This window comes from Pseudomonas sp. P20 (assembly GCF_016463925.1).
Classification (GTDB): Bacteria; Pseudomonadota; Gammaproteobacteria; order Pseudomonadales; family Pseudomonadaceae; genus Pseudomonas; species Pseudomonas aeruginosa.
Genome location: NZ_JAEMVM010000002.1, coordinates 531599 through 558435 on the forward strand (window position 1 = coordinate 531599; position 26837 = coordinate 558435).

At 61.9% G+C, this 26837-nt stretch carries 10 protein-coding genes; 3 read left to right on the forward strand and 7 right to left on the reverse strand.

Annotated features, from left to right (window positions below; translation table 11 throughout):
• Window position 1 precedes the first annotated feature (1 nt).
• The 3 genes from JHD77_RS03495 to JHD77_RS03505 all read left to right on the forward strand — a co-directional run bounded on the left by JHD77_RS03495 (window position 2) and on the right by JHD77_RS03505 (window position 13494).
• The gene (locus JHD77_RS03495) at window positions 2-4903 is read left to right on the forward strand and encodes an Eco57I restriction-modification methylase domain-containing protein (protein WP_078458439.1); all 4902 of its coding nucleotides are present in this window, start codon (window positions 2-4) and stop codon (window positions 4901-4903) included.
• Window positions 4904-5041: 138 nt separating this feature from the next.
• The gene (locus JHD77_RS03500; RefSeq protein ID WP_078458440.1) at window positions 5042-11407 is read left to right on the forward strand and encodes a DEAD/DEAH box helicase; all 6366 of its coding nucleotides are present in this window, start codon (window positions 5042-5044) and stop codon (window positions 11405-11407) included.
• A complete protein-coding gene (locus JHD77_RS03505; RefSeq protein ID WP_196994404.1) occupies window positions 11404-13494 on the forward strand; it encodes a UvrD-helicase domain-containing protein in 2091 nt (696 codons plus the stop codon). The genes JHD77_RS03500 and JHD77_RS03505 overlap by 4 nt, the downstream gene beginning before the upstream one ends.
• A 325-nt stretch (window positions 13495-13819) precedes the next feature.
• Here the strand turns inward: JHD77_RS03505 and JHD77_RS03510 are convergent, their stop codons facing one another.
• The 7 genes from JHD77_RS03510 to JHD77_RS03540 form a co-directional block, all read right to left on the reverse strand.
• Window positions 13820-15229, reverse strand: a complete 1410-nt coding sequence (locus JHD77_RS03510; RefSeq protein ID WP_078458442.1) for a tyrosine-type recombinase/integrase — start codon at window positions 15227-15229, stop codon at window positions 13820-13822.
• A gap of 271 nt (window positions 15230-15500) precedes the next feature.
• Window positions 15501-17357 carry a DUF2075 domain-containing protein gene (locus JHD77_RS03515; RefSeq protein ID WP_023122054.1) on the reverse strand — a complete coding sequence of 619 codons (1857 nt, stop codon included), beginning with the start codon at window positions 17355-17357 and terminating at the stop codon, window positions 15501-15503.
• A 27-nt stretch (window positions 17358-17384) separates the two neighbouring features.
• Window positions 17385-17765, reverse strand: a complete 381-nt coding sequence (locus tag JHD77_RS03520; protein WP_003155927.1) for a nucleotide pyrophosphohydrolase — start codon at window positions 17763-17765, stop codon at window positions 17385-17387.
• Between the two features lie 396 nt (window positions 17766-18161).
• Complete coding sequence (locus JHD77_RS03525) at window positions 18162-18386, reverse strand: SymE family type I addiction module toxin (RefSeq protein WP_031652638.1); 225 nt, start codon at window positions 18384-18386, stop codon at window positions 18162-18164.
• Between the two features lie 154 nt (window positions 18387-18540).
• Window positions 18541-19890 (reverse strand): hypothetical protein, encoded by a 1350-nt coding sequence (locus tag JHD77_RS03530; protein WP_031755797.1) that lies wholly within the window; start codon window positions 19888-19890, stop codon window positions 18541-18543.
• Entirely contained in the window at window positions 19887-26183 is a 6297-nt protein-coding gene (locus tag JHD77_RS03535; protein ID WP_031755799.1) for an AAA domain-containing protein, read from the reverse strand. Before JHD77_RS03535 ends, JHD77_RS03530 begins: the two co-directional genes overlap by 4 nt.
• Window positions 26184-26197: 14 nt before the next feature.
• The gene (locus tag JHD77_RS03540) at window positions 26198-26836 is read right to left on the reverse strand and encodes a 4Fe-4S single cluster domain-containing protein (protein WP_015502759.1); all 639 of its coding nucleotides are present in this window, start codon (window positions 26834-26836) and stop codon (window positions 26198-26200) included.
• Window position 26837: the final 1 nt, after the last annotated feature.

A 26837-nucleotide genomic window follows, 5' to 3' on the forward strand; every position in this document is an offset into this window, starting at 1 on the left:
CATGAGTTTTGCCATTGCCGGCCTAACCAACGCCAACGAGTTCTACAGCCAGCACTACCTGGACGAGATCCTCGAGAAAGACCTCAAGCCGCTGTTCGACCAGTGGAAAGAGCAGGGTGCCGACAGCCCTGTCGCCCGCTTGCGCGCAGCCTCTGGTGCCAACGGTTATTTCCGTGCTCGTCAGCGCTTCTTGAGCGAGCGCAAGGCCAGCGAGCGCGCCAGCCTATTTATCGATCTGGTGCAGCCGCTCTTGCAGGCTATCGGTTTTGAATTGGCCCCGGAAAACCTTGCTCTCGCCGATGGCGAGCAGCCGGTGCTGGCCACCTACCGTGATGCCAAACATCAGCCGTTGCTGGTGATCGCCGCAGCCATCGCTGGGGTGGATGACGAAGAGCTTGGTCCGCTGCAGCTCAAACCGCAGGCAGCCGACAGCCAAAGCAAAAGTCGCCAGGCCGACGGTGACTGGGAAGAAACCCTAAGTCGCCGTCTGTTCGCCGACGACCACCCGCCACGTTGGGTGCTGTTGGTGCACCATGAGGAATGGCTGCTGATCGAGCGGAGCAAGTGGGGGCGCAAGGCTCTGCTCAGCTTCAAACTGCCCGACCTGTTTGGCCCGCGTGATGACAAACTGCTGCGTGCCCTCGCGGCCCTCGCCGGCAGCCAGTCGGTATTGCCCGCCGAGGGCGGCGTGGCCTTGCTCGACAGTCTGGACGACAACTCCCACAAGCATGCCTTCGAGGTCTCCACCGACCTCAAGTACGCCCTGCGCGAGTGCATCGAGCTGATCGCCAACGAGGCCATCTGGTATAAGCGCACCGTGGCCAAGGAGAAGGTCTACGAGCGCAACGACACCGACCTGGCCGAGCAGCTTAGCCGCGAAAGCCTGCGCTACATGTACCGCTTGCTGTTCCTCTTCTACATCGAAGCGCGCCCCGAACTGGGCTATGCGCCCATCGATGCAGAGGCCTACCTAAAGGGCTACAGCGTCGAGCACCTGCGGGAGCTGGAGCAGACTCCGCTGACCACCAGCGAGGCACAGGAGGGTTATTACTTCCATGAAAGCCTCAAGCAGCTGTTCGGCTTGATCTGGCAGGGCTTCCCGCGCCGCGCGGACAGCAGTGGGCAGATGGACTTCACAGCAGCGCATGACCTACTGCTCGACACCGGCTTTACCATCGCCCCGCTGCAGGGCCACCTGTTCGACCCGGCGCGTACGCCGCTGCTGGGCAGCGTCAAGCTGCGCAATCGTGTGCTGCAGCAAGTGATCGAGCTGATGTCGCTGTCTCGCGGCGGCGGCAAGCGTCGCCGTGGCCGTATCAGCTACGGCACGCTGGGCATTAACCAGCTCGGTGCGGTGTATGAATCCCTGTTGTCCTTCCGTGGCTTCTTTGCCGAGGAAGACCTGTACGAAGTGCGACCCGACCCCAAAGGTAAAAAGGCCAGCACGGGCGAGGAGGGGGAGGACGCCGAAATCGATGATGACCTCGACAGCAGCGATGAACCAGAAAGCAGCAAGGCAGACAAGAAGAAGGTCGCCGAGCTCGACCCGCTAGAAGCTGCCTATTTCGTCCCGGCCAGCGCCATTGGCCAGTACACCGACGCCGAGCGCCTGTTTGGCGGCAACCCGCGCAAATACGCCAGGGGCACTTTTATCTACCGTCTGGCCGGTCGCGCCCGGGAAAAGTCCGCCTCCTACTACACCCCGGAAGTACTGACCCAGTGTCTGGTGGAGCATGCGCTGAAGGAAGTCCTCCCCGGCAAAACGGCGGATGAGATTCTCCAGCTCACCATCTGCGAGCCGGCCATGGGCAGCGCGGCGTTCCTGAATGAAGCCGTCAACCAGCTTGCCGAAGCCTACCTGCGGGCCAAGCAGAAGGAGCTAGGCCAGAGCATCCCGCACGAGCAGTACACCGAAGAAAAACAGCGGGTGAAGATGTACATCGCCGACAGCAATGTCTTCGGTGTGGACTTGAATCCCATTGCGGTGGAGTTGGCGGAGGTCTCACTTTGGCTTAACGCCATCTTTAAGGGCAGCCACGTGCCCTGGTTTGGCCTGCAGCTGTACAACGGCAACTCCCTGGTCGGCGCCCGCCGCGAGGTGTTTAGCATCGTCCAGCTCACCCCTGGCAGAGGCGAGAACGGCCTGCCCGAGCGCGATTGGCGTGTCGCCGCGCCCCACTCACTGCCGCTGACGCAGGCGCCGAAGACCACTGATATCTACCACTTCTTGCTGCCCGCTGAAGGAATGGGGATGGTCAGTGACAGAGTGGTAAGGGCACTGGAGCCCGCTGCCTTCGAGCAGTTTAGGCAATGGCGCAGGTCCTTTATCGCGCCACTGACCAAGGATGAGGTCCGTCGCGTGCAGACCTTGAGTCAAGCTGTGGAAAAGCTCTGGCAACAACATGCCGAAGAGATCTCAAGGGTGCGCAAGGCCACCTGCGATGAGCTGCACGTTTGGCCCGACCTGACCGCTAACCGTGCCCCTACCAGCACCGCGCAGAAGGACGAAATCTACAAGCGCGAAATGCTCAGCGAGGCACAGAAAAACGCCAGCCCCTACCGCCGCCTCAAGCTGGTAATGGACGCCTGGTGCGCCCTGTGGTTCTGGCCGCTGGACAAGGCCAGCGAGCTGCCCAGCCGCGAGCACTGGTGGTTTGTGCTGGAAACCGTGCTGCTGGGTAATGCCAGTCTTGCCAGCGCGCCAGGCGATGACCTGTTTCCGGAAACCACGCCGCAACAGGGGCTGGACTTTACCCCAGAGCGCGATCGCTATGGTCATGTTGATATCGCTGCGCTGGTCGAGGCGTTGCCCCAGTTGCAGGTGGCGCAACAGGTGGCCGGTCAGCAGCACTTTATGCACTGGCCGCTGGAGTTTGCCGATGTGTTCAAAGCCCGTGGTGGCTTCGATGTGATCCTCGGTAACCCGCCGTGGATCAAGGTGGAGTGGAACGAGCAGTCGCTGCTGTCGGACTTCGATCCCCGCTTTGCCATTCGCAAGCTCAGTGCCAAGCAGGCGGCGGATCAGCGTGAAGTTGTGTTTGCGGTCATGCCACAGGCGCGGGCTGATTATGTAAGTGAATGCGTGGCTACTGAGGGTTTGGGTGTATTCCTTAATTCCATCCAGAACTACCCCTTACTTAGGGGGCAGCAGAATAATCTGTATAAATGCTTCCTACCTTTGGTTTGGCAGGTGGGGAGTGGTGTGCAGGCGCTACTTCACCCTGAAGGTGTATATGACGATCCCAAGGGAGGCTTGCTCCGGGAGAAGCTATATCTTCGGTTGCGAGCGCATTATCAATTTGAAAATCAGCTGATGCTTTTTGCGGAGGTGCATCACAATACTAAGTACAGCATCAATGTCTATGGTGCGCCTCTGCCTGTGCCAAGTTTTTTTCATATAGCCAATCTGTTTGCGCCAAGTACGGTGCTTGCTAGTCTACAAAGTTCTGGTGGCGGATTTGTTCCGGGTATTAAGAGAGATGAAGGTGGCTGGAATACTTCGGGACATCTTAGTCGTTTGATCGATGTGAATGAAACTCTGTTAGCCACGTTTTCCCAGTTATATGACGCGCCAGGCACCCCCCTTTTGCAAGCGCGACTCCCTGCGGTTCATAGTCAGGAACTTGTATCGGTGCTGAGGAAGTTCTCTGAGGCCTCGAAGCGAATCGGGGATTTGCGTGGTGAGTATTTGCCAATCGATATCTTCTGGCATGAAACTGAGGCTCAAAAAGAAGGAGTCATTCGTCGTTGCACGGGCTTTGTCGGCGATGAGAGGGATTTGGTGATGTCTGGTCCGCATTTTTATGTGGCTAACCCTCTAAGTAAGACTCCTCGCTCTGTCTGTACGCTTGGTAGTCACTATGACGTTATTTATCTCGATTTTTTGCCAGATAACTACGTTCCTAGAAGTAACTATGTGCCTGCTTGTGAGGCTGAAGCCTACCGTGCGCGAATTCCCCGTGTTGATTGGCAAGAGGGAGGGCAAAAAGAATCACGGCCAGTAACGGAATATTATCGCTTGATCCATCGGCGGATGCTCGGCTTGCCAAACGAGAGAGCGCTAATTGCGTCTTTAATTCCACCGGGAGCGGCTGTTATCAATACTTGCATAACTACTGCTTTTAAGGATGAAAGTGTTCTTGTTGCAGTTGTTGCATCATTTTCCTCGCTTTCTTTTGATTTTTTTACAAAAATTATGGGGCGCCCAGATTTGTATGGTGAGGGCTTGGCGAAGTATCCATTCATATCTGATTCAAGGATGGTTTTACGAGCTTTAGCACTGAACTGTTTGACAGTTCACTATGCGAATATTTGGCGAAGAATCTGGGATGGCTCGTTCTCTCAGGAGCGTTGGGCCAGCATCGACCCTCGACTGCCCCAGGGTTTCTTTGCCCAGCTCACCCCCGAATGGCAGCGTAACTGCGCCCTGCGCAGCGACTACGCCCGCCGTCAGGCACTGGTGGAAATCGACGTGCTTGCCGCCCAGGCCCTCGGTCTGACCCTGGACGAGTTGCTGACCATCTATCGCGTGCAGTTCCCGGTCATGCGCCAGTACGAGCGCGACACCTGGTACGACGCCAATGGCCGCATCGTTTTCACCTCCAGCAAGGGCCTGGTCGGCGTCGGCTTGCCACGCAAACCCGGTAAGAAGGACGAACCCTGCACCCTGATCCACCCTGACGGCCGCCGTGAAACCAAACGCCTTGGCTGGGACGACGTGATGCCTAAAGACGGCAAGCCCCAGCTCGCCGACGGCACTATCATTGAGCGTATGGTGCTGGACGACACCCAGCCCGGCGGACCGATCAATCGCATCGTCCGCTACACCGCCCCCTTCACCCTCGCCGACCGCGAAGCCGACTACCGAGTGGCCTGGGCGCATTTTGAAGCGAGAGGTCAGTGATGATGGGGGCGCAAGGCAATCTGTCTGTAGTGATGAGCGCCGCGGCGCTTGCGACACAGGTGAGAGCTGGCAGGGCGTGCCGGTGATGATGCTGGGAGTTAACTTGATTCAGATGTTCAAGGAAGGATAAGAACGGCCATGCAGCCATTAATCGTTTCTCAGCAGGTTACCCAGGGCGTCGCAGACTTTCTGCGTACGGCTTTCCCATCAACCACTCAAGGTTTCGAGGGGCTGCTGGAGCGCTTTCTGGCAGAACGCAGCAATATCTTCAAAGGGCCGTATCTGACGGTTCCACTTCCATTTCGCAAGCAGCAGCTGAGTGGGGCTCCAGCCTTCCCGTGGCTGCCTACGGGCTTTGTGCCTCATGCGCATCAGGCGAAGGCGTTTACGCGGCTTTCCGGCGACGCTGCCCAATCCACCCTGGTGGCCACTGGTACAGGTTCGGGTAAGACCGAGTGCTTTCTATTTCCCATTCTTGAGCACTGTCGGCAGGCACGCGCCGAAGGGCGGGGCGGCATCAAGGCCATCATCCTGTACCCGATGAACGCTCTGGCCAGTGACCAAGCGAATCGTGTGGCTAAGGAGATCGTTAAGACGGTTGCGCTCTCTGGGCTGCGAGCTGGTTTGTATGTGGGTGATGCGCCTGCCGTTGACTCTAAGACTGTTCAGCAGCTGGATGAGAAGAACTTCACTGTCATCACCGATCGTGACGAGCTGCGTGCTAATCCGCCGGATATCTTGCTGACTAATTACAAGATGCTCGACTTCCTGCTGATTCGTGCGGCGGATGCGTCGCTGTGGGCACAGCAGCAACCGGATACGTTGCGCTATCTGGTGGTGGATGAGCTGCATACATTCGATGGCGCTCAGGGGACCGATCTGGCCTGCCTGATTCGCCGCCTGAAAGGGCGCCTCAACGCACCGCCGGGACAGTTGATCTGTGTGGGGACTTCGGCGACGCTAGGTGACGATGGTGCCGATGACTTGTTGGCATTTGCCGGTGATATCTTTGGTGAGGTCTTGAATGCTTCTGCCGTTATCGCCGAGGACCGCGAGTCGGTGGGTGATTACCTGGCTGAAGCACTGGTGGAGTCCACCCTTTGTCCGCAGCCTGCTGATCTGGCTGCATTGGCGCCCGAGCAATACGGCGACTTGCATGCTTATCTGGCTGCGCAAGTGTTCCTTTGGTTTGGTCAGCCATGCAGCGCTGAGCAAATGGCCGATTTAGCTTGGCGTTGCGAGTTGGGCGAGCGCTTGAAATGCCATTTCGCCTTCCAGAATCTCTTACGAGATCTGGAGCGTTTAGGCCCCAAGTCTGTTTTGCTTGGGGACCTGCTGACCTTGCTGCGCCGGCGCCTTCCTGCTTGCGAGGATGAGCGTTTTGCCCTGCTGTGGCTGTCCAGCTTGCTATCGCTGGTGGCACATGCGCGAAAGGCACGCACTTCGGAGCCTCCGACGTCGCTCAACGAGAAGGACGTAAACTTTTTCCTTCAGGTCAAAGTTGAAATCTGGTTGCGCGAGCTACGTCGTATGGTCGCTGTATTGGATGCGGAGCCGCAGCTGCGTCATCACGATGATCTGCGAAAGGCGGATCTAACCCGTCTGCATCTGCCAGTGATTCACTGCCGCGAATGCCACGCTACGGGATGGGGCGCAACGGTGCAGAAAACCAGCCCTAATCAACTGGGGCACGACCTCCAAGGGTTCTACAGCGCCTTCTTTGCCGAAGACGTGTCGACTCGCTTTGTATTCCCGGCGACAGAGGACGCAGATCTAAAGGTCTTCGAGCGCAAACAGGTGTGCCCAAGCTGCGGCACATTGCACCCATCGTCGCAAACGGAGTGTTCGCACTGCGAGGATCAGTCGTTGGTGGCGGCTCACATCGCCAACAACCTGCGGGAGGCAACTCGCAATGGCGCGAAGTTCGTCAAGGCGCACCACGATTGCCCCTATTGTGCGGGCTACAAGACGTTGACCATTGTTGGTTCCCAGGCGGCCAGCCTGGCTGCGGTGATGGTAGGGCAGCTGTTTGCCACACGCTTCAACGCTGAAAAGAAGTTGATCGCCTTCTCTGACTCGGTGCAGGATGCCGCGCATCGCGCAGGCTTCTTAGCTGCGCGGACCTGGCGCTTGAATTTGCGTCCGGCGATGGCTCGGGTAATCGCTGATGCCGCTGCTCAAGGAAAGACCCTGACGCTGGCCGAGTTGCCCGAGATGTTCGAGCAACACTGGCGCGGCCAACTGGGCGATGGGCAATACGTTGCCAACTTCCTTCCACCTCAAATGCAGTGGCTGCGTGATTACGAAACGCTGATGTCGGAAGGGCAGCTACCAGCAGGCAGCAATCTCTTGCAGGAGCTGTCCAAGTTGCTGCCTTGGATCATCAAGGCCGAATTTGGTCAGGATGCATACATCGGCCGCACTCTGGTGGCTACCGCAACAGCAAGCGTGGTGCCCTACACCGGCAGCCTCGATGAGGCTGCACAATGGATGCTGCCTAGGCTGCGCGCAACGCTGGAGCCCATAGCCGCTACAACGCCTGATGAGCTGATCGTTTTCCTACGTGGTTTGGTAGAGGTCATGCAGCGAGTAGGTGCTTGGCATGATGCTGGTTTGGATTTTTATGCACGGATGGGTAGTAGCCCCTGGGTGTACAAGAAGAATCCAAGTCATTTCAAGCTGCTATCAGGCCCCAGGCCTCCTCGCTTTGTGAGCTTGATCGAATACCAGCGTTGTGCGGCGGTTAATGGCAGCCACGCCGCTCTGTTTCGCTCATGGGCCTTCCGCGCCCTTCCTGCACTACATGAATTAGCCCTGGGGGCCGATGAGCAGCTTCTACCTCTTTATCGCCTAGCCTTCGAGGCGCTCGGGCATGCCGGGCTGGCGAGGTACGAAGCTGCTGAGGGTAAGGCGGATATCCGGGTATGGGGGCTTGAGCCTGCAAGCTTCCATTTGCAGGTAGGCGGACGTAGCTGGCGCTGCGATTCTTGTCGCACCACCCTAATGTCCGGTCCAGATGAAGAACTGACCGGGGAGCCTTGTCGTCGCAAGGAGTGCAATGGTCATTTGGGCGCAGCTCAGGCTAATGGCGACTACTACCGTAAGCTGTACTTGAATGCAGATATTCGCCGAGTGGTGGCTCACGAACACACAGGCTTGTTGCCCCGCGAGACCCGTGAGGCGGTAGAGCGGAGCTTCAAGTCCGATGTGGAAAGGCCAGGCAGCATTAATGTGCTTTCAGCCACGCCGACGCTCGAGATGGGTATCGACATTGGCGACCTTTCGAGCGTGCTGCAGTGCTCCGTTCCTCCTCAGCAGGCCAACTACATTCAGCGCGCCGGGCGTGCAGGTCGAAGTACGGGTAACGCCTTGCTCATGAGCCTGGCCACCAGTAAACCGCATGATTTGTACTTCTGGGATGATCCCAAGTCGATGATTGCCGGTTCAGTTCAGGCGCCTGGGGTCTTCCTCAATGCATCCGCGGTGCTGGAGCGTCAGCTCACTGCTTTTACCCTGGATTGCTGGGTACATCAGAGTGGACGCAGCGCTCAAATTCCCTCGGAAATTAGAGCTGTATTCAGTGCAGTGACCAATCAGAGCACTACGCGGTTCCCCTATCCCTGGTTGAGCTATGTCGAGCAGAACCGAGCACATCTGCTTGAGCGATTCCTGAAACTCTTCAATCACGGCTCACATACTCCGTTGAGTGAAGGTACCCAGGCTTGGCTCGATCGCTTCATTCAAGGAGGAGGAGAGCAGGGCAGCCCCTTGGCCTACAAGGTTGTTAATCGGCTGCAGGGCATTGCGTCAGACGTGGAAAGCATCAAGCGCAAGCGAGATGCCACGGTGAAGGAAATCGAGAAGCTGCAGGCGTTGCCTGTCCGTGGTGAGGAGCAGGAGGAGGAACTGGCGAGGCTGATTCAGGATCGCACCGCGCTTTCGCGTCTGATCGGAAGCATCGAAGGCAAGGCCACGCTGAACGTCTTGACCGATGAAGGATTGCTGCCGAACTACGCCTTCCCCGAGCAGGGCGTCTTGCTACGTTCAATCATCGTTCGAGATCCGAAACCTGGCTCATCAGCACCTGATTCGGAGACCTTTGAATACGAGAGACCGGGCTCAACGGCAATCACTGAGTTGGCACCAAACAACACCTTCTATGCCGAAGGCCGGCGGGTTGTTGTCAACCAGGTGGATGTTTCGAAGGCCAAACCCGAGTATTGGCGATTCTGTCGTCAGTGCTCCTATACCGAGCCGCTGACCTCGGGGGATCAGCATCCGAACTGTCCCCGCTGCGGAGATGGGTTATGGAAAGACAGTGGCCGGGTACACGAGATGCTGCGCTTGACCACAGTCTTCGCCCGCACCTTGGATCGAGACAGCCGCATTGCAGATGACTCCGATGAGCGCCAGCGCGGCTTCTATGTCCGACAAGCCCTGGTTGATAGTCCGCCTGATGCGGTGCGCCAAGCCTTCGTTGTTGACGAGCAGGCATTCCCCTTTGGCTTCGAGTTCCTGGACCGCGTTACGTTCAGGGAGGTGAACTTTGGAGAGCAGTCGGAGCAAGGTGCTCCGATGGAAATCGGGGGCAAGGAGCTGAATCGCCCTGGTTTTAGCATCTGCAGTGAATGCGGCACGTTGCAGCGTAAGCGAAAGACCGAGGAGCTTTACCGCAACCACGCTACATGGTGTTCCAAGCGCAAGAGTCCAGAGGCAAATACTCAGCAGTGTGTGTTCCTCTATCGGGAGTTTAGCAGTGAAGGCATCAGGCTTTTCCTGCCTGAAGTCGGTTTTGCTGATACCAATGAAGCGTTGCTGAGTTTTGTCGCCGCATTGGAGCTGGGGTTGGCTAAACGCTTCAGAGGTGCGGTGGACCACCTTCGCATTGCGTTGGATATGCGTATGGCAGCAGGTTCGGATTCGCCTCGCTGCTACCTTGTGATCTATGACAGCGTGCCGGGTGGGACTGGCTATCTGAAGGAGCTGATGCGTGCGCCTGAGCCTCTGCTGGAGGTGTTCGGCATTGCCCTTCAGGCCCTGAATAGCTGCTCCTGCAATCAGAATGCTGAAACCGATGGCTGCTATCGCTGTGTCTACCGGTACCATAACAGCCATGATCGGGCGTCGATCTCTCGCAGCACCGCTCAAAAGTTGCTGGGAGAAGTGGTCCAGTACAAGGGCGCGCTCAAGCCGGTTACTCATTTGGCCGATGTGCCGCCCGCCAACCATCTCATGGATAGCCTGCTCGAGAAGCGCTTCATTGAGGCGCTGCGTCGCGAGCAAGCGGGTCTCAAGTTCAAGCTCAGCGAACTGCTATTCAAGGGGAAGGCTGGTTATCTGCTCCAGGCTGGTACACGTCGCTGGAAGATTGAGCTGCAGGTCAGTCTCGGCCATGACGATGGGGTTGTGATTCCCTGCAAACCGGACTTTGTATTCTGGCCGGATGACGGTACAGATGACCTTCCGATTGCTGTCTTTGTGGATGGCTGGCAGTACCACAAGGACATCATCGCGATTGATTTGGCCAAGCGAATGGCAGTTGCCAAGAGCAGTAAGTTCTCTGTCTGGACGCTTGTCTGGGATGACATCGAGTCCGCTTTGCAGGGTAAGCCTCTCACTGTTCTAGCTCCCTGGTCGACCTTGGTACCGGTTGAATCGGCTGCCATGGTGCAGAAACTGTGCGATGTGCAAGGGATCTCTGCCCTAGGAGCGTTAACCGCTGTTACGCCCTTCATGCAGCTGCACCGTCGCTTGGCAGATACCTGTTACGCCGATTTACGCAAGTTTGCCGTTGCGGCTGCCATAGGAATGCTCATGCCGCCGGGTGAGCCTTTCGTTCTAAATGAGTTGAAGGGTGGCGCCTTCTGGCAGCGGCTGGAAGAGTTGGGGTTACTTGCTGATTGCAGCGGGCATCGCCAGGGTAGCCGGCAGTTGGGCGGTGTGCTGAGCATCATGACCTCGATGCATCCTGATCAGCTCAAGCAGATCATGACGGGTAACGGCTCCGTCGAGTCGGAACCGATTCTGATCGCTGAATGGCGGAACAGTGGTGTACCCGAGGAAGAGTTGAAGCAGCGCTGGCAGCAGCTCTGGCAGGTAATGAATTTGCTGCTGCCCTTGCGTCAACTATGGGTGGGGACGGCTGATATGCCTGGTTTGCCAGCGCTGCAAGATAGCCCAGCACTCAAGGTTGGCCAGGGGGGTATCTCCCAGGCCTGGCAGGCCGCGATTGAAGACTCTGCACAGGAGGTGCACGAATGGTGCTTGTTACTGGCTCAGGCAGGTATTGCCGAACCGGAACCTGGCTATGAGCTGCTGAATGGAAAGGGGCTTGTTGTGGCTGCGACGGAGATCGCGTGGCCCTCAGTCCAAGTAGCAATTTTCTTGCCGGACTCTCTGGATGCAGTGGATTTGTTTGCTGCCCAGGGTTGGCACTGTTTCACAGCTGACGGAGGCGAGCTGCCCCCCGAGCTGAGGAGTTTATTGATGGAGACACTGGCATGACGCTAGCGCTCAAGATCGCGATGTCCGATGACTTTCTCAAGTCGTTTGCTGCCGTTCCTCGTTCGCAACAGTTGGCGGTACTGAATTTCGTAGCTAAGTTCAGCCAGAACCCAATGGCCACGGGGATCAACTACGAACGTATTCGTGATGCGGCTGACCCGAACATGCGCTCTGTGCGCATCAACGACAACATGCGCGGTATCGTGCTCAAGCCAGATGTGGGCAACGTGTACTGCCTGCTTTGGGTCGATCAGCACGACGATGCCTATCACTGGGCGCGTCGTCATCGCGTTGCCATCCATCCTGATGTCGGCAGTATTCAAATTTACGCTGTACAGGAAGAGGCTGCTTCTACTGCTCTTGTAATGCCAGAGGTAGCAGATTCGGTCGGCTTGTTCGATACCCTCAAAGATCGGGAAATCCGTCGCTTAGGAGTGCCAGATGAACGCCTGGCGGCAGTAAGGGCAGTTAAGAGCGAAAGTGAGCTGGAGGCGCTTGAAGCGCTTCTTCCAGACGAAGCGTTTGAAGCACTCTTTTTGTTCGCAGCCGGTGAGCCTTTCGACAAGCTCGTTAACGAGCAGTCCGCTCCTGCCATGATTGATGAGTCGGACTTCAGTGCAGCTCTGGAGCGCGATAGTACTCGACGTCACTTCGTGGTCTTGACCGACGACAGTGACCTTGAGGCGCTTCTTGCGGCGCCGCTCGAGCGCTGGCGCGTATTCCTTCATCCCAGTCAGCGAAAGCTGGTCGAGCGCGATTGGAATGGACCGGTGAAGGTCACTGGTGGGGCAGGTACTGGTAAGACTGTGGTTGCTATGCACCGTGCCGCAAGATTGGCTCGGCAGTACGCTCAATTGCCCGGTCGTCCAGTGTTGTTCACAACCTTCACCAAGACCCTGGCCGAGGACATCCGCCAGCACTTGGAGCTGCTGTGCACTCCGCAAGAGCTGGAGAAAATTCAGGTCGTGAACCTGGACCAGTGGGCCTCTGGCCTGCTGCGCCGATTTGGTTACAGTAATGGGCTTCTTTACAACGAAGCTGATCGCCGTCGCTTCTGGCAGGCTGCAATGTCTGCTATGCCGGCATCTGTCGATCTATCCCAGCAATTTATGCGTGCGGAGTTCGAGCGCGTGGTATTGCCTCAAGGCTGTGAAACCGCGGAAGACTACATGCGAGCAAGTCGTGTAGGGCGTGGGGGGCAGTTGGGGCGAACCATGCGCAAAGCATTGTGGCCAGTCTTTGCTGAATATCGGGCTCAGCTTCAGGCTGCAAACCTCCGTGAGCCTGAGGAGGCATTCCGAGAGGCCTGCCAGCTTCTCCGCACGGAAAAGCCCAAGCTCGGTATACGGGCGATGGTTGTGGATGAGGCACAGGACATAAGTAGCGCGGCATTCGAACTAATTCGTGCGGCAGTGGATCCGGCAGAAAATGACTTGTTCATCGTAGGTGATGCTCACCAGCGCATCTATCGCCACAAAGTCGTGTTAAGTCGCGTTGGCATCGAGGTGCGCGGGCGCAGTCGTAGCCTTAAGGTGAACTACCGTACTACCGATGAGATCCGCCAATGGGCCTGTGCTCAGCTCGAAGGCTGCGCCGTCGATGACCTTGACGGGAATGTGGACTCACTACGTGGGTATCACTCCCTGACCCACGGCGATGCGCCAGATGTCATTGAGTCTGCATCTTTGCTGGCCGATGTCGTCCACGTTCAGAGCATCTTGAAGCAGCTGCAAGATGATGGGATGGAGCTTCGCCAGGTCTGTGTCACGGCTCGCACCAACGATGACGTTGATGGCCTCGCGCGTGAATTGCAGCAGGCTGGAGTTAGCTGTCTGAGGCTTGAGAACTCGACGGCGGATGATCCGGCTGTGCCGGGTGTTCGCTTAGCTACGATGCATCGCATCAAAGGGCTTGAGTTCAGTGTCGTGATCCTGGCGGCCTACAAGGGGGCTACGAACTACGCGGAGCAGTTCAGTCGCGATGAAGACGCCGGCGTCACTGAAGATACAGAACTTTCTGAGCGGTGCTTGTTGCATGTTGCGGCTACTCGGGCGAAGAGGAACCTTTTCCTATTGGTTCGTCCTTGATTAACGGGCTCAAGTTCTGTTTGCGGCGAGTTGATTTTTTGTTCTATCTGCCTAGTTCCCGGTATCTGCCATGCCCTCGTCTCTAGGTTGACGAATTTGAGTGCGGGGGGGCGGAGGGTGATCGGCCCATCCGCCACATTTCATGACCGATCATGCGATGGCTCTGCGCAACCTGGCCATCGCATTCAAGCTCTTCAGTGATGACTACTCGTGAAATGCGCTGAATTGTCATTCATTTAGGCTGATCAGGTAGCTGGCTGCAGCATCACGTTGACGGAGGGGCGGTGTCCGGTTTGATGGGGCAAGTCACTTGCGATGGGGGCGGTTAATTGGCGGATGCCAGTTCGTTATGCTCGGGGCCAAGAATTGTCTCAAGGTGAGTTCCGAGCAATCGCCAGGCCTCTGTCTTTTCTTTGGCATAATCGTGATGCAGGTAGTGCCGGCGAACTTTGGATCCGCCCAGTAAGTGATTCTGGCAGCGGTCGATGATGTCCAGCGTAACACCCAACTCCTGCATCATAGTGGCACCGGTACGACGCAAGTCGTGAGGTGTCCATTCACCATTTGCTCCCTTACCCAGCACAAGTGAGTCGTCATGGTGGCGGCCGGTAAGCGGCTTGCTGCGATTTTTAAAGCGGCACTGCCGGTCACCAATCAGCTTGCTGACTGTCTTAGTGTCGACATGGCTGTTTTCGTCCTTGCTGGGGAAACAAAATAGTGTTTTCCCAGTTTCCTCTTTCAGGCGCTTGAACTGGCTCAGTGCGAATGGTGACAGGAACACGTGGTGATCCTGGCGCTTGCCCTTGTGCCCTTTGGTAGCCTCGGCAGGGATGAACCATGTGCCTTTGTCCAGATCCACATGCCGCCATTCGGATTTGAGTAGTTCGCCTATACGACAGAGGGTGCTCAGGCAGATCCAGACGGCGCATTGCACACGCGGATTGACTGGCCGGATGCCGGAGTATTTCTGGCCGGGGGGGAGGGCGTCGTAGTCGCCCTCAAGCTTGGCGAAGATGTCACGTAGCTCATGGATTTCCTCAGGGGATAGCAGGCGGTCGCGTTGTTCCTCGTAATCGTGGTCCAGCAGTTTGTTGACGTCTACCAGATCGGCCGGATTGCCGTCAGCCATGAGGGTGCGCCAGGGCTTACGTTTCTCTGCCCAGCGCAGCATCTGGCCGATATCCTTGCTGCGGATCACCACGGTACGGTTCAGGCCGCGGGCTTTGACCGAGCGAAGCACGTTGAGCAGGTCTTTTTCGGTCAAGGCACGCAGGGGTTTCTTGCCAATGAGCGGTAGCACGTCCTTGGTGAAGCTGCGACGTAGTTCCGCGTTACCGTCCTGGCGTGATACGCCGTCGCGCATCCATTCCTCAAAGAGGTCGGCGATGGTCTTGTTCTCGGCTGCCTGGCGCTCGGCTTCAGCAATGGTGGCAGCGATCGCTGCCTGGGCTTCGATCTTGGCGGCCTTGCGGGCTGCAGTGGGGTCGATCCCTTTGGCGGCTATCGCTTTCACTTCGTCGCGCTCGGCGCGAATCTGCGCTAGTGATTTCTTCGGCCAACTGCCCAGGCTTTGGTCGCGCTTCATTCCATCCTGCTTGAATTCGTAGCGGAACTGCACTGTCACGCCACGCACGCCGGCACGGACTTTGGCGACTAGGCCTCCGTCCTCTCGGATGATCCTGCCGTCGTCGGCAGTGGTGAGAGCCTCCAGTTGCTTGGCTGTCAGTTTGGCCATGTCCTACCCCTTGCCTGATTCAGGAGTCATAGATTTTTACCCCACTTTTACCCCACCGAATCGCTTGGCTGTCGGTGGATGCTCGTGGATCGTGATGGACGCTAATTTAGCCTGTATATCGCGTATTTGCTAGGGTGTAGGCGTTCCGCCAGTGTTCATGGACATCTATGGGAATCCACAAAATAAGCGCATGGGGTACAAGGGGTAGAATATTAAAATTCCTCATTCCCATCTCTTTGCATGAAGCGTCCACGATACCCTGGAAGCTGTCCTACCTCCCGCCACGCCCCCGAAAATACCTCGCCGTCTCCTCATCCGTACAAAACACGTAGCACCCCTTCATCCCCCGGGTCATCAGCGTCCGGTAGGTGTTCTTGATGATCAGGTCGGTCTCCTTGCGCGCCAGTTCCGGGTTTTCCTTCATCAGTTTCTTGTAGCCGCGGATGGACTTGTCGTGGCGGTCGCGTTGTTCGGGGGCGGTGATGATCTTGCCGTCGCGGACGATCAGGTCAGGCCCGATGATGACGCCGATGTAGTCGACCTCCAGGCCCTGGCAGGTGTGGATGCAGCCGACCTGTTCGATGGAGTTCTCGGCGATGATCCAGAGGCTGCCGTCCTGGTCGAGGTTCCATTGGCGCTGGTAGTCGCCGATGACGATGTCCTGTTGCCGGGGATCCTTCTTGCTGCGCCATGGCCAGCAGTAGCCGGCCACGACGCGGGCCTTGTTGTTCTGGTTCCGGGCGGCGATGGCGGCGTGCAGGGCCTCGGGGGTGTCGAAGACCTTGAAGTCGTACTGGCTGGCGTCGAGTTGCTGGTTGGCGGTCGGGCGGATGTCGAGCACGTCGTCGAGCCAGGCGAGGTAGCCGTCCGAGCCATTGCAGCGGAACTGCGAGGCGAGGCTGTATTCCTCGATCGTGGCGCCTTTCGCCTTGGCGAACTCGCGGATGGCCTGCTTGCTGCCGATGTCGCTGAGGGTGACGCGTTGGTCTTCGTCGATGAAGAAGATGGCGCACTTGGAGGCTTCGATCAGTTCCTTGATCTGGTTCTCGCCGAGGTTGCCGTAGAGCCCGCTCTTCTCGTTCAGGCGGTGGGCCTCGTCGACGATCAGCATGTCGAAGGTGTTGGGCTCGGTATCGATGAAGCCGCCGGAGCCAGTGAACATGTGGGAGAAGCGGCTACGGGTGATGGAACCCACCAGCCTGGATTCGTAGACCTTGCGTGGCGCGGCGTTCTTGGACACGTACTTGCCGACCAGGCCGAGCCCGGTGAGGTGGACCAGCAGGTTGATCGCGACCACCGTCTTGCCGGTGCCCGGGCCGCCCTCGATGATCAGTACACGGGGATGCGTCTCGGAGGCTGACCTGGCCGCGGCGATGGCGGACTCGTAGATTTCCTTCTGGTCGTCGATCAGTACGAACTCCGGTTGGGCGGCGAGCAGGCCCTTGAGCGAGTCGGCCAGGGCCTTGGACGGGCGGATCCGGCCGTTGGCCAGTTCGTAGAGCACTTCCTTGGCGTCGCCGGTCCTGATGTGCTGCTTGATGAAGCTGCGCAGGCGCGCCAGTTCGTCCTTGCCCTTGAGGAACAGCGGGGCCTTTTCCATGTAGTCGCGGTAGTGCGGGGAGTCGATCACACCGTCGCGCGGGTAGTTGTGCAAGTAGGCGCAGGGGCGGACGGAAATGCTTGCTTCGTAGACCGCCTCGTTGAAACCCTCCAGCAGGGTGGCGTAGGACCAGGCCTGGTAGGAGGGGTGGACGACCTCGCGCAGGCCATTGCCCAGGGTGGTGCGGACGATGGCGTCCTTGCCGGTGGCGCTGGCCTTGCTCCACTGCTTCAGTTCGACCAGCACCGCGTTCTTGGCTCCCGACTCATCGCGCCCAGTGAGGGTGATGTCGATGCGCTTGGAGGTCTGGGGGATATGCAGCTCGATGGCCAGGCCAGTGTCGTCGGGCACTTCCTCGTCGCGCAGCACCTTGGCCATGTAGCCGAGGGAGCCTTTCCACGAGTTGATTTCCGAGTTGCCGACGCTTTTGCCGGTGACCGCCTTGAAATGCTGGAGGATCACCTCTTCGATATCGTCGTTGTCGCTGTCTTGCAGGAACTGCTTCTTGGTCGCTTCGTAAACGATCACGTCGATCTTCCCTGATATGGCCTTTCTTCAGAACTGGTCGTATTTCTTGCTGCTATTCCGGGCTTTTTCTACCGGGTATTTCCGGTTGTTCTGCTCCAGCTTCTGCCGGGCGGCGGCATCCAGGTCGACGCCGAGGACCGAGGCCAGGCGCACCAGGTACATGAGTACGTCGGCCAGTTCGTCCTGCACCGCCTGGGCGGTGTCGGGATGGCGTGCGGCGTCTTTCGACTGCTCCTCGTCCATCCATTGGAAGATCTCGCTGAGTTCGCCAACCTCGCCGGTCAGGGCCATGACCAGGTTCTTCGGCGAGTGGAACTGGGCCCAGTTGCGCTCGGCGGCGAAACGTTCGAGGGCGGCGGCGAGCTGGCCGACGTCTACCAGGGAGGAGGGGGGCGATGCGTTTGTCACGGCGATATCCAGGAATCTTTTCGGGCTGGCGGCGAGGCGGGGCCTCGGGCGTCTGCGACGCCATTGCCCGCCACCATACTTCCTTCAGACGAAGGGAGAAAGATCGTAGGGATTCTTCATGGGATAGGGATGGCTACAAGCTGTAGGACATGCTCCCGGCGAATCGTCAGCCACCAATAGGTTTTTTGCTGCTTCCTGCGGTCCAGGAGTTCGCTCCCTGCTGAGCTTGCTCTCCCATGCTGGCTTCAGCTCGAGGAGACAGCGGTGTCTGAGCGACGTTTTCCTACGAGGCCTGGCGTGCGAGCGCAGGGCGAGATGCGGCAGGAATGGGATGAAGGTTCACAGCGAAACCAGCGCCCCCTGAACAGATACCCTCTGCCCGAGGGGCGCTTGGCCTCAATCCTCAACCACGTGCATGACAAGGCGCCGCCTGGTGACCTGAATGCTCACCTTGCAGCCAACCTCAAAGCCCGCAGCCTCCAGCCAATCGCCACTCAAGCGCAGGTAGGGAATTTGCCGTGGTTTGCCGCGACGTTCCCAATCGCTATGACGGCTTTCATAGAGCTGGTAGCCGATCTTTAGAAGTCGAGAATTCGAAAGAGGGGATTTCTGGGTAGCCATGATTTTTTCCTGTGTAGGTAAAAAACCGCTTGGCTTTCGGGAGCGGCTAACCGCCTAGAGAAGGTGTGTTCAGCACCTGGCCGGCAGGGTAGCGAGGGGGCATCCAGGGGTCAAACGATGGACTGCCCGCTTGCCGAGGCGCCAGCCGGCCCCTTCACAACCCCCTCTGCCGCGCCACCCCCATCTCCCGCTGCTCCTCCTCGCCAATCTCCTTCAACGCCACTTCTCCCACTCCCAGCGCGCGTTCCACGCTGAGTTCGCCGCCCTGGGCGGCGAGCAGGGCCTGGAGGCGTTGGAATTCGCCGCACCAGAGGGTTTCGATGTCGCGGTCGCGCTGGCTGTCGCGGTTGGCGTTGAGGGCGACGGCGCGCAGTTGCAGGCGGCCGTTGTCGGCCTTGCCGCCGACTTCCAGGCCGTAGCCGGGGGTGGCGGGTTTGCGCAGGACGACCCTGCCGGTCTGCGCCCAGGCGGTGGCCATGCCTTCGCGGACTTCGTAGCCGAGGCTGGCGAGGCCCTGGAGCACGGCCTGGCGGCGGGCGAGGGCGGCCTGTTGCTGGAGGTGGGCGGTGAGGATGGCGTTGCATCGCTCGGTGAGTTCGGCGAGTTGCTGCGGATCGCTGTCGGGCTGGCAGGCGGCGGCGCGTTGGAGCAGTTCGGCGTGTTCGGCGGCGCCCAGGGCGGCGACTTCGCTGGCGAGGTCTTGCAGGTGTTCCAGGCGCTGGCGTTGCTGCTGGTGTTCGCGGGCGGCCTGGGCGAGGTCGAGGACCAGACTGTCGAGCAGCAGGTTGCGGCGCTCCGGCTGCTGTTCGGCTTCGGCGCGTGCCAGTCGCTCGAGGAACGCTTGGGCGCTGGCCTCGCCTTGCAGCAGTTGCAGTTCGGCGATGTGCCGGTCGATGCGCGCCAGGCGCTGTTCGCGCGGGGCGTCCTGTTGCTGGCGGGCGCGCCACTGTTCCAGGGACATGGGCGTTTCGTCGGTCTTCAGGCGCTGGGCGAGTTCGCGCTGGGCTTCGCTGAGGCGTTCTTCGGCGGGGGCGCTGGCGAGGGCGGCGAAGCCTTGGGCGAGCAGGGCTTCCGCGTCGTCGCGGAGGACGCCGTCGGCCAGCGTATGCAGGGTTTGCCGGAGTGCCGCGCTGGCGGCATCGGGCCTGGCGTCGAGGGCCTGGAGCAGGGCGCTGGCGTTTTCCTGGAGGCGGCGGTGTTGCTGGCGCGTTTCCGCGGCCTGGCGGATGGCGCGCTCTTCGCGTTCGGCGAGGTCGCGCTTGAGGAATTCGCTTTCGATCTTCACCTGTAGTTGCACGTCCAGCCAGCGTTCCTGTTCGAGCAGGGCGTGCAGGCTGGCGCGGCGGGCGTGGGCGGCGGCGCGCTCGGCGTCACTGAGCTGGGCGAGCCGGCTGGCCTGGTTTTCCCAGCGCGCGAGGGCCTTGTCCAGGCGTTGCAGGTCGCGCTCGCAGGTGGCGATGGCTTCTTCCCGGGTGACGATTCGTACGACTTTCGGTCCGCTCATTGGGAGGCCTCCGCTGCTGCCGTGGGATGGGTTTCCGCGCTGGGCGCCAGGGCCTTCTCGATGGCGGCGCGCAGCCGTGCGCGTTCGTTGTCGCCGTCGTGGTACCAGCCCTGGGAGGAAACCCGGTGGAGGTACGGGATCGCCCGCCGCAGCACCGAGGGGCGCCAGATTTCTCGGGCGCGGGCGCGTTCCAGCAGCGGGTGGCAGGGGGCGTCGCATTCGATGCCGATGGCGTAGAGGCCGGTGGCCGGGTTCTCGATGGCGAAGTCGAGGCCGAAGGCGTCGCCTTCGCTGGCGGGCGCGGCGGACCAGCCCAGCGAGCGGATATACTCGCCGACGATCTCGCTGAAGCCATCGTGCCGCTGGTAGTGCTGGCGGCGCTGGTCGCTGCGGTCGGTGTGCAGGCGCTCGAGCAGCTGGCCGGTGCCGGCGAATTCGCCGGCGGACAGTGCGCGGGCGTATTCCAGGTAGCCTTGCAGGTAGTCGCGCGGGCTGCTCGGCGAGCGCTGGGTGCCGAGCATGTCGGAGATGTCGCCGATCGGCATCGAGGTGATCATCACCACCTTGCGCCGCGCGCGGGTCACCGCCACGTTGAGGCGGCGCTCGCCGCCGGTCTGCCCGAGCACGCCGAAGTTGCGCCGGAAGCTGCCCTGGCCGTTGCGGCCGAAGGTGGAGGAGAAGACGATCACGTCGCGCTCGTCGCCCTGCACGTTCTCCACGTTCTTCACGAACACGCCCATGTCCTCGCCGTCTTCGCTGCGCTCGCGCTCCTCGCTGTAGGCGGCGCGGAACGTCTCGTCCTGCTCGGCGCGCAGTTCCAGGCGCTCCTCGATGAGGTCGGCCTGCTTGCGGTTGAAGGTGACCACGCCCACCGACGGCCGCGCCGCGTAGGGTTGGCGCCAGAGTTCGGCGAGGTAGTCGACGACTCGCTCGGCCTCGCGCTCGTTGCTCTGGTTCTGGTACAGGCCGTTCACCTGGATCAGTTCCAGCGGCTTGATGCGCAGGATGTTGGCCTGCGGATGGCGTACCGGCACGCTCAGGCGGTTGCCGTAGAACGAGGCGTTGGAGAAGCCGATCAGCTCGCGGTAGGCCGAGCGGTAGTGGATCTGCAGGGTGGTGCTGGGCAGGGCGTTGCGCGCCAGTTGCAGGAGGTCCGGGCAGTCCTTGATCTCGCGGCGGTTCCAGGTGTCCTCGTAGGCTTCGCGCTGCTCCTCGTCGGCGTCCTCGTCGGGCGCTTCGCCGTCGAACAGTTCGGCCTCGTCGCTTTCCACGCGGCTGGAGAAGAACGCGGTCGGCGGCATCTGCTTCTCGTCGCCGCTGACCACCGTGACCCGCCCGCGATAGAGGGTCGGCAGGGCGAACTCCACCGGCATCTGCGAGGCTTCGTCGTAGATCACCATGTCGAACAGCCCGGCCTTGAGCGGCAGCACGCGGCTGGCCAGGTCGGGGTTCATCAGCCAGACCGGGCGCAGGCTCATCAGGCCGAGTTCGGCGCCCAGCTCGATGAACTCGCGCAGGCGCCGCGAGCGCTTGCCGGTCAGGCGGGTGACGTCTTCCCACTGCTTGCGGCTGCCCAGGCGCGCGGCGTCGATGCCCTTGCCGAGCAGTTCGCGGTTCAGCGCGCGCATCTGCACATCGGCTTCGGCGAGGCTGGCGACCCTGGCCCTGGCTTCGTCCTGGCTGAACAGCAGTTCCGGATTGTCTTGTTCCAGGCGCTGCTTCCAGCCCAGCCGCGCTTCGCGATTGAGCATGCGGCGCACCGTGGCTTCGAGTGCTTCGGCGGGAATCGCGTCGAGTCGTTCCTGGCGCTGGCGCAGCAGGGCCAGGAATTCCAGCTCGGTGGCTTCGAGCTGGCCGGCGCGGCCACGGAAGCGCTGGTAGGCGACCAGTTGCGGTAGCGCCTCGCGCAGGCGGCCGAGGGCCGGCAGGTTGCTCTGGTTGCCGGCGATGGCGCGGTGCAGCTGTTCCAGCAGTTCGTCGCCGAGCCAGTCGGCGAGCACCTTCAGTTTGTCCAGGCTGAGCTGGCGTGCGGCCTGGCGGATCAGCGCGGCGTCGAGGTCGCCGAGCAGCGCTTCGAAGCGCTGTTTCTCGCCGGTGAGGATCACCGCGTCGAGCTGCTCGGCGCGCGGCGCTTGGGCCAGGCCACGAGCCAGGGTCTGGATCTCGCGTAGCTGCTGGCTGGCGTGGCCGGCCAGGCCGGTCAGTTCCGGACCGGCATCGGTGGCGACTGTCGCCAGCCCCAGGCTCTGTTGCAGCGCCGCCAGTTGCCGGCGCAGCGGCCGCCACTGGCGCTCCAGGTCGCAGGCGCCGAGGAGGGCGGCCAGGCGGCTGTCGTCGTCGGCCTCGCCGTGCTCGCGCAGGAAGCGCCGCAGGCGGCCGCGCCGCAGCAGGCGCAGCGGGTTGAGCCGAGCCAGCCAGGTGCGTGCCTCGAGCACCTGGCGGGCGTGGGCCTGGAAGCGTTCGAGGTTGTTCTCTTCGAGCATGGCGAGGGCCGGCGACAGCAGCGGCGCATGCCGTTCGAGGTCGAGCTGGCGCAGTTGCCGTTCGATCTGCTCGGCCTCCGCCAACAGGCCGTCGCCACGGCTCGGCTGTCCTGGTGCGGCGTCGCGGAACAGCGGCAGCCAGTGGGCCAGGCGCTGGCGCTGCTCCTCGCGCAAATTCAGCAGGGTACCGACCTGGCTTGCCAGCCAGGCGCGGTAGGGCGTCGGGTCGTCGACCTCGAAGCTCGCCGGGTGTTCGTCGAGGGCTTTCTGCCGGGCGTTCTCCGCTTCGCCGAAGGCGCGCAGGCTGTCGGCGAAGGCTTGCAGGGTGGCCTGGTCGGTGGCGAAGGCGCGCAGTTGCGCCAGCGGGCTGCCTTCGTAGCGGGCCGGTAGCCAGAGGCGGACCAGCGGCGCGCAGTTTTCCTCCAGGCGCGCCAGGCTGCCGATGTCCAGCGCCGCCAGGCGCTGGCGCAGGGCCGGGAAGTCCAGCGGCGGCGAGCCTTTCTCCAGCTCGATCAGTTCGCCGAGCAGGCGCCGGTAGCTCAGCCCGGTGGCCTCGTCCACGCGGTGCAGGCTCTGGTGGTAGCGGTCCAGTTCGCCTTCCAGCGCCTCGATACGCGCCGCCAGGCGCTCGCGCTGGCGCTCCCAGCCCTGTGTGCCGCCGGCGTCGGCGAACAGCGCTTCGAGCTGCTCGCGGATGTTGCGGATCACCGGTTCGCGGTCGCGGTTGACGTCGTTGAGCATGACGATGCGCTGGCCCAGGCCCTCGGCCACCAGGCGCTTGTGCACCACTTCCAGGGCGGCGTGCTTCTGGCAGACGATCAGCAGGCTGCGCTGGCGGCCGATGGCGTCGGCGACCATGTTGACGATGGTCTGGCTCTTGCCGGTGCCGGGCGGGCCCTCCACCAGCAGCCCCGGGCTCTGCCGGGCCTGCAGCACGGCGGCCTCCTGGGACGGGTCGCTGGCCACGGTGAAGTAGCGCTGCAACTCCGGCGGGCTCTCGCGGGCTTCCGGCTCGCCGTTCTCGCGCAGGCGCAGCGCGGTCTCCAGGCCGGTGCCGGAGGGCGGCAGGCTCTTCAGCTGGCGCAGGTCCTCGCCGATCGCCTGGCCCATGAAGGTGACGTGGAACAGCACCGCGGCGCAGGCCAGTTGGTCCTGGTAGGGCGTGACCTCGGTGGAACTCGGTGGCAATCCTTCCAGGACCCTAGCACGCGGCGTGGCGAGCAGGCCGAAGGCATCCATCACATCGGCGGCGCGCAGCGCGGAGCGGCCGAGCAATTCGTCGGCGACCTTGCGCCAGCGCTTGCACGGCTCGGGGCCGAGCAGGCTTTCCAGGGCCGGGTTGAGGCGCACTTCCTCGCGCTCGCCGTCGAAGGCCAGCGCCACCTGGCCGCGGCTGCCGACTTCCAGTTGCAGCTTCAGCGGCCACAACAGCAGCGGCACGATGCGCGTGCGGGTGGTGCCGCGCGGGTCGCGGTTGAGCAGGAAGGGGAAGCCCAGGTAGAGGCCGTCGATGCCGGTGTCACGCTTGTACAGCGAGCTTTGCCGGGACAGCGCGTTGAGCCGCACTTCCAGTTGCGGGTTGGCGAGGAAGCTGTCCGGGTCGAGGCTCACCGCGCGGGCGTTGCGTTGCAGCAGATGGTCGAGCAGGGCGGCGGCGGGGCGTCGCGCGCTGTGCAGTTCGTTGAGGTCGATGCGTGGGGTGCTCTTGCCGATGCTCATGCGCACCAGCGGCCCGCGCATCACCGCGGCGACCACTTTCTTCTCGAAGAAATCGAGGATCTGCGACACGTACTGCTGCTTCTGCGGTTCCAGCCACTGTTCCGGCGGGATCGCCAGCAGCACCAGGACCCTCGCCAACGGCATGCGCCGCTCCAGGCGGAACTGCTCGGCCCATTCGTCGACCCTGGGCACGCCGCTGCGGGCGAAGCCGCTGATGCGTTCGTCGACGCGGCGGTACAGCTCCTGCCGCGAGTGCTGCAACAGGCCGCGCGCGGTCTCCGCGTCGAACAGGTGCACATCGGCGTCGCGGGCCAGGCCGGCGGCTTCCTCGACGATCGCCTCGGCGGCACGGAACTGGCCGATGTTGGCGCTGAGCAGGACGATCAGGTCTTCCTCGGCGATCACCCGGCGCTCGGCCAGGGCCAGCAGGCCGGGGTGCTCGGTGTCCGGCAGGAGGCGCTGGCGCTCCTGCCACTGCGCTGCGAGGCGCGCCCGCGAGGTCGACAGCAGGTAGATGCGCAACTGTTCTTCGGCGAGTTCGATGTGCTGGTGCAGGGCGCGCTGGCGGACGTTCTCGGCGCGGGTCTTGAGCCGCGACAGCCAGCTTTCGGTGTGCAACTGTTCGAGCAGGTCGGGCACCGAGCCGCTGATCAGCCGGTAGCCCTCCAGCGGATGCTCCAGCAGCCAGCCGGGGGTGACGATCTCGCCGCGCTGGATCAGCGGGATTTCCGGGTTCAGCAGCTTGAGCGCCAGCATCAGCCGGAAGTCGTCCTCCAGCCCCTCGTGCTGGGCCACCTGGCGCAGGCCGGCGAGCAGCCTGGGCGACAGGCCGATGTGCTCGGCCCAGGTGACGATCGCCCCGCGCAGCAGGTGGTCGAGGGCCTCCGCCCAGTGCTCGGCCTGGGCCGCGGCCAGGGCGAAGACCGTCGGCTTGCGGAAGCGCCGGGCGCCGAGGGCGATGCTGGCGCCTTCGGCGTCGTCCTTTTCGCTGTCCGCCGAGGCCGGCGCGTCCACCGCCTCGCCGTTCAGCCAGGCCTGTACCTGCGGCCACTGCCAGCGCTGGTGGCGGTCGCGTGCAAGCAGGCCGCGCAGCAGCAGGTGCAACTGCGGGTCGAGGTCGTCGGGCAGCGCCACGCCGTTGGCCAGCACGTGGATCAGGAAGGCGTTGGCGTTGACTCCTTCGAAGCAGGCGCCGCGGGTCAACTGCTCCAGCAGGATCATGCCCAGGCTCCACCAGTCGGAAGCCGCCGCCACGCCGCCGGCGATCGCCTCGGGGGCCATGTAGCGGCTGGTCTCCAGCGGCGAGACGATATCCAGGTCGAACTCCGACAGGCGTGCCGAGCCGAAGCCGCTGATCACCAGGTCCAGCGGCTCGTGGCTGCGCACCAGCAGGCTGGCCGGGCGCAGGTCGCGGTGGCGCAGGCCGGCTTCGTTGAACACGTGCAGGGCGTGGCCCAGCTCGCGGACCACGTGGCGCACCGCCTCGCGGTCCTCCAGCACGGTGCCGAGCTCGGCGAGGCTGCCGCCGGTGAGTTCCTCGACCACTTCGTAGGCGCGCTCGTCCCAGCGGCCGGTGGCGAGGATTTCCGGCACGTGTTCGCGCGGCAGGCGGCGGATCACGTCGTAGATCGCCGGGTCCGGCTCGGCGCCCGGGCGATACAGGGTGAGCACCGCCTGGCGGGCGCTTTCCGCATGTTCGGCCAGGTAGCGCTCGCGCACGCCGTCGCTGCTGGCGATCTGCCGCAGCAGACGCCAGCCGTCGATCAGGGTTTCCGTGACGGCGGGCTGCGGCGTGGCCTCGGCCTGCATCGGCAGCGGGCCTTCGGCCGGCGCGGCACCGCACTCCAGGCACATCAGGTCGCCGGGTTGCAGCGGGTGGCCGTTGGCGCAGAGCGGGGCGGACGCCGTTGGCGGCTCGCTGGCGGGCGGCGCGATGGCTTCCTGGGTCAGCACCGGTTGCGGTCGCCAGCCGGCGGGATGGATGGCTTCGGCGGAAAGGTCCCAGCCGCAGGGCTGGCCCTGGATCGAGCCTTCGCAGAAGATTTCCGAAAGCGAGCGTTCGCTCTGGCAGTTGGGGCAGAAACGTATCATCGGTATCGATCCATTCAGCGCGGCCGGTGGGCGCTGACGCTAAGTTGGTGGCCCTGGTCGCGCAGCAGGTCCTGTAGCCGCAGCAGGTCGTCGCGGCGCGGGATGCCGGCCATCCACACGCTGCCGTCATGGTCGAACATCAGGTCGAGGGCCTTGTCGTCTTCGCGCAGTGGCCGCTGGTAGCCGCCGAGGCGCGCGCGGCCGAGTTCGGTGAGCAGGCTCAGGCGCTGGTTGTCGCTGCCGCGCAGGGCCAGGCTCTGTTCGGCGTGCTGTTGGTAGGGGTCGCTGATCAGCGCGTCGATCAGCCCGGCGGCCTGTTCCAGTTGCGCGTGCAGATGCTCCAGCGGGTAGCCGCTGTAGACCAGGATGTCGGCGCGGCTGCGCTGGCGCAGTTCGCCGAGCAGGGCGAGGAGGGCAGCGAACTGCTCGAAGGGTTCGCCGCCGGAGACGGTGATGCCCTCGGCCTGCTCTAGCCATGGCTGGATGTCGGCGAGCAGGCGTGCCAGGGCGATGCGCCGCCGTCCCGGCCCCCAGGTATCGGCGGAGATGCAGCCGGGGCAGCGGATGCTACAGCCCTGGAACCAGATGCCCAGGCGCCGTCCCGGGCCCAGGGTGGTCACCGGGAAATGCACCCGCGACAGGCTCAGTTCCATC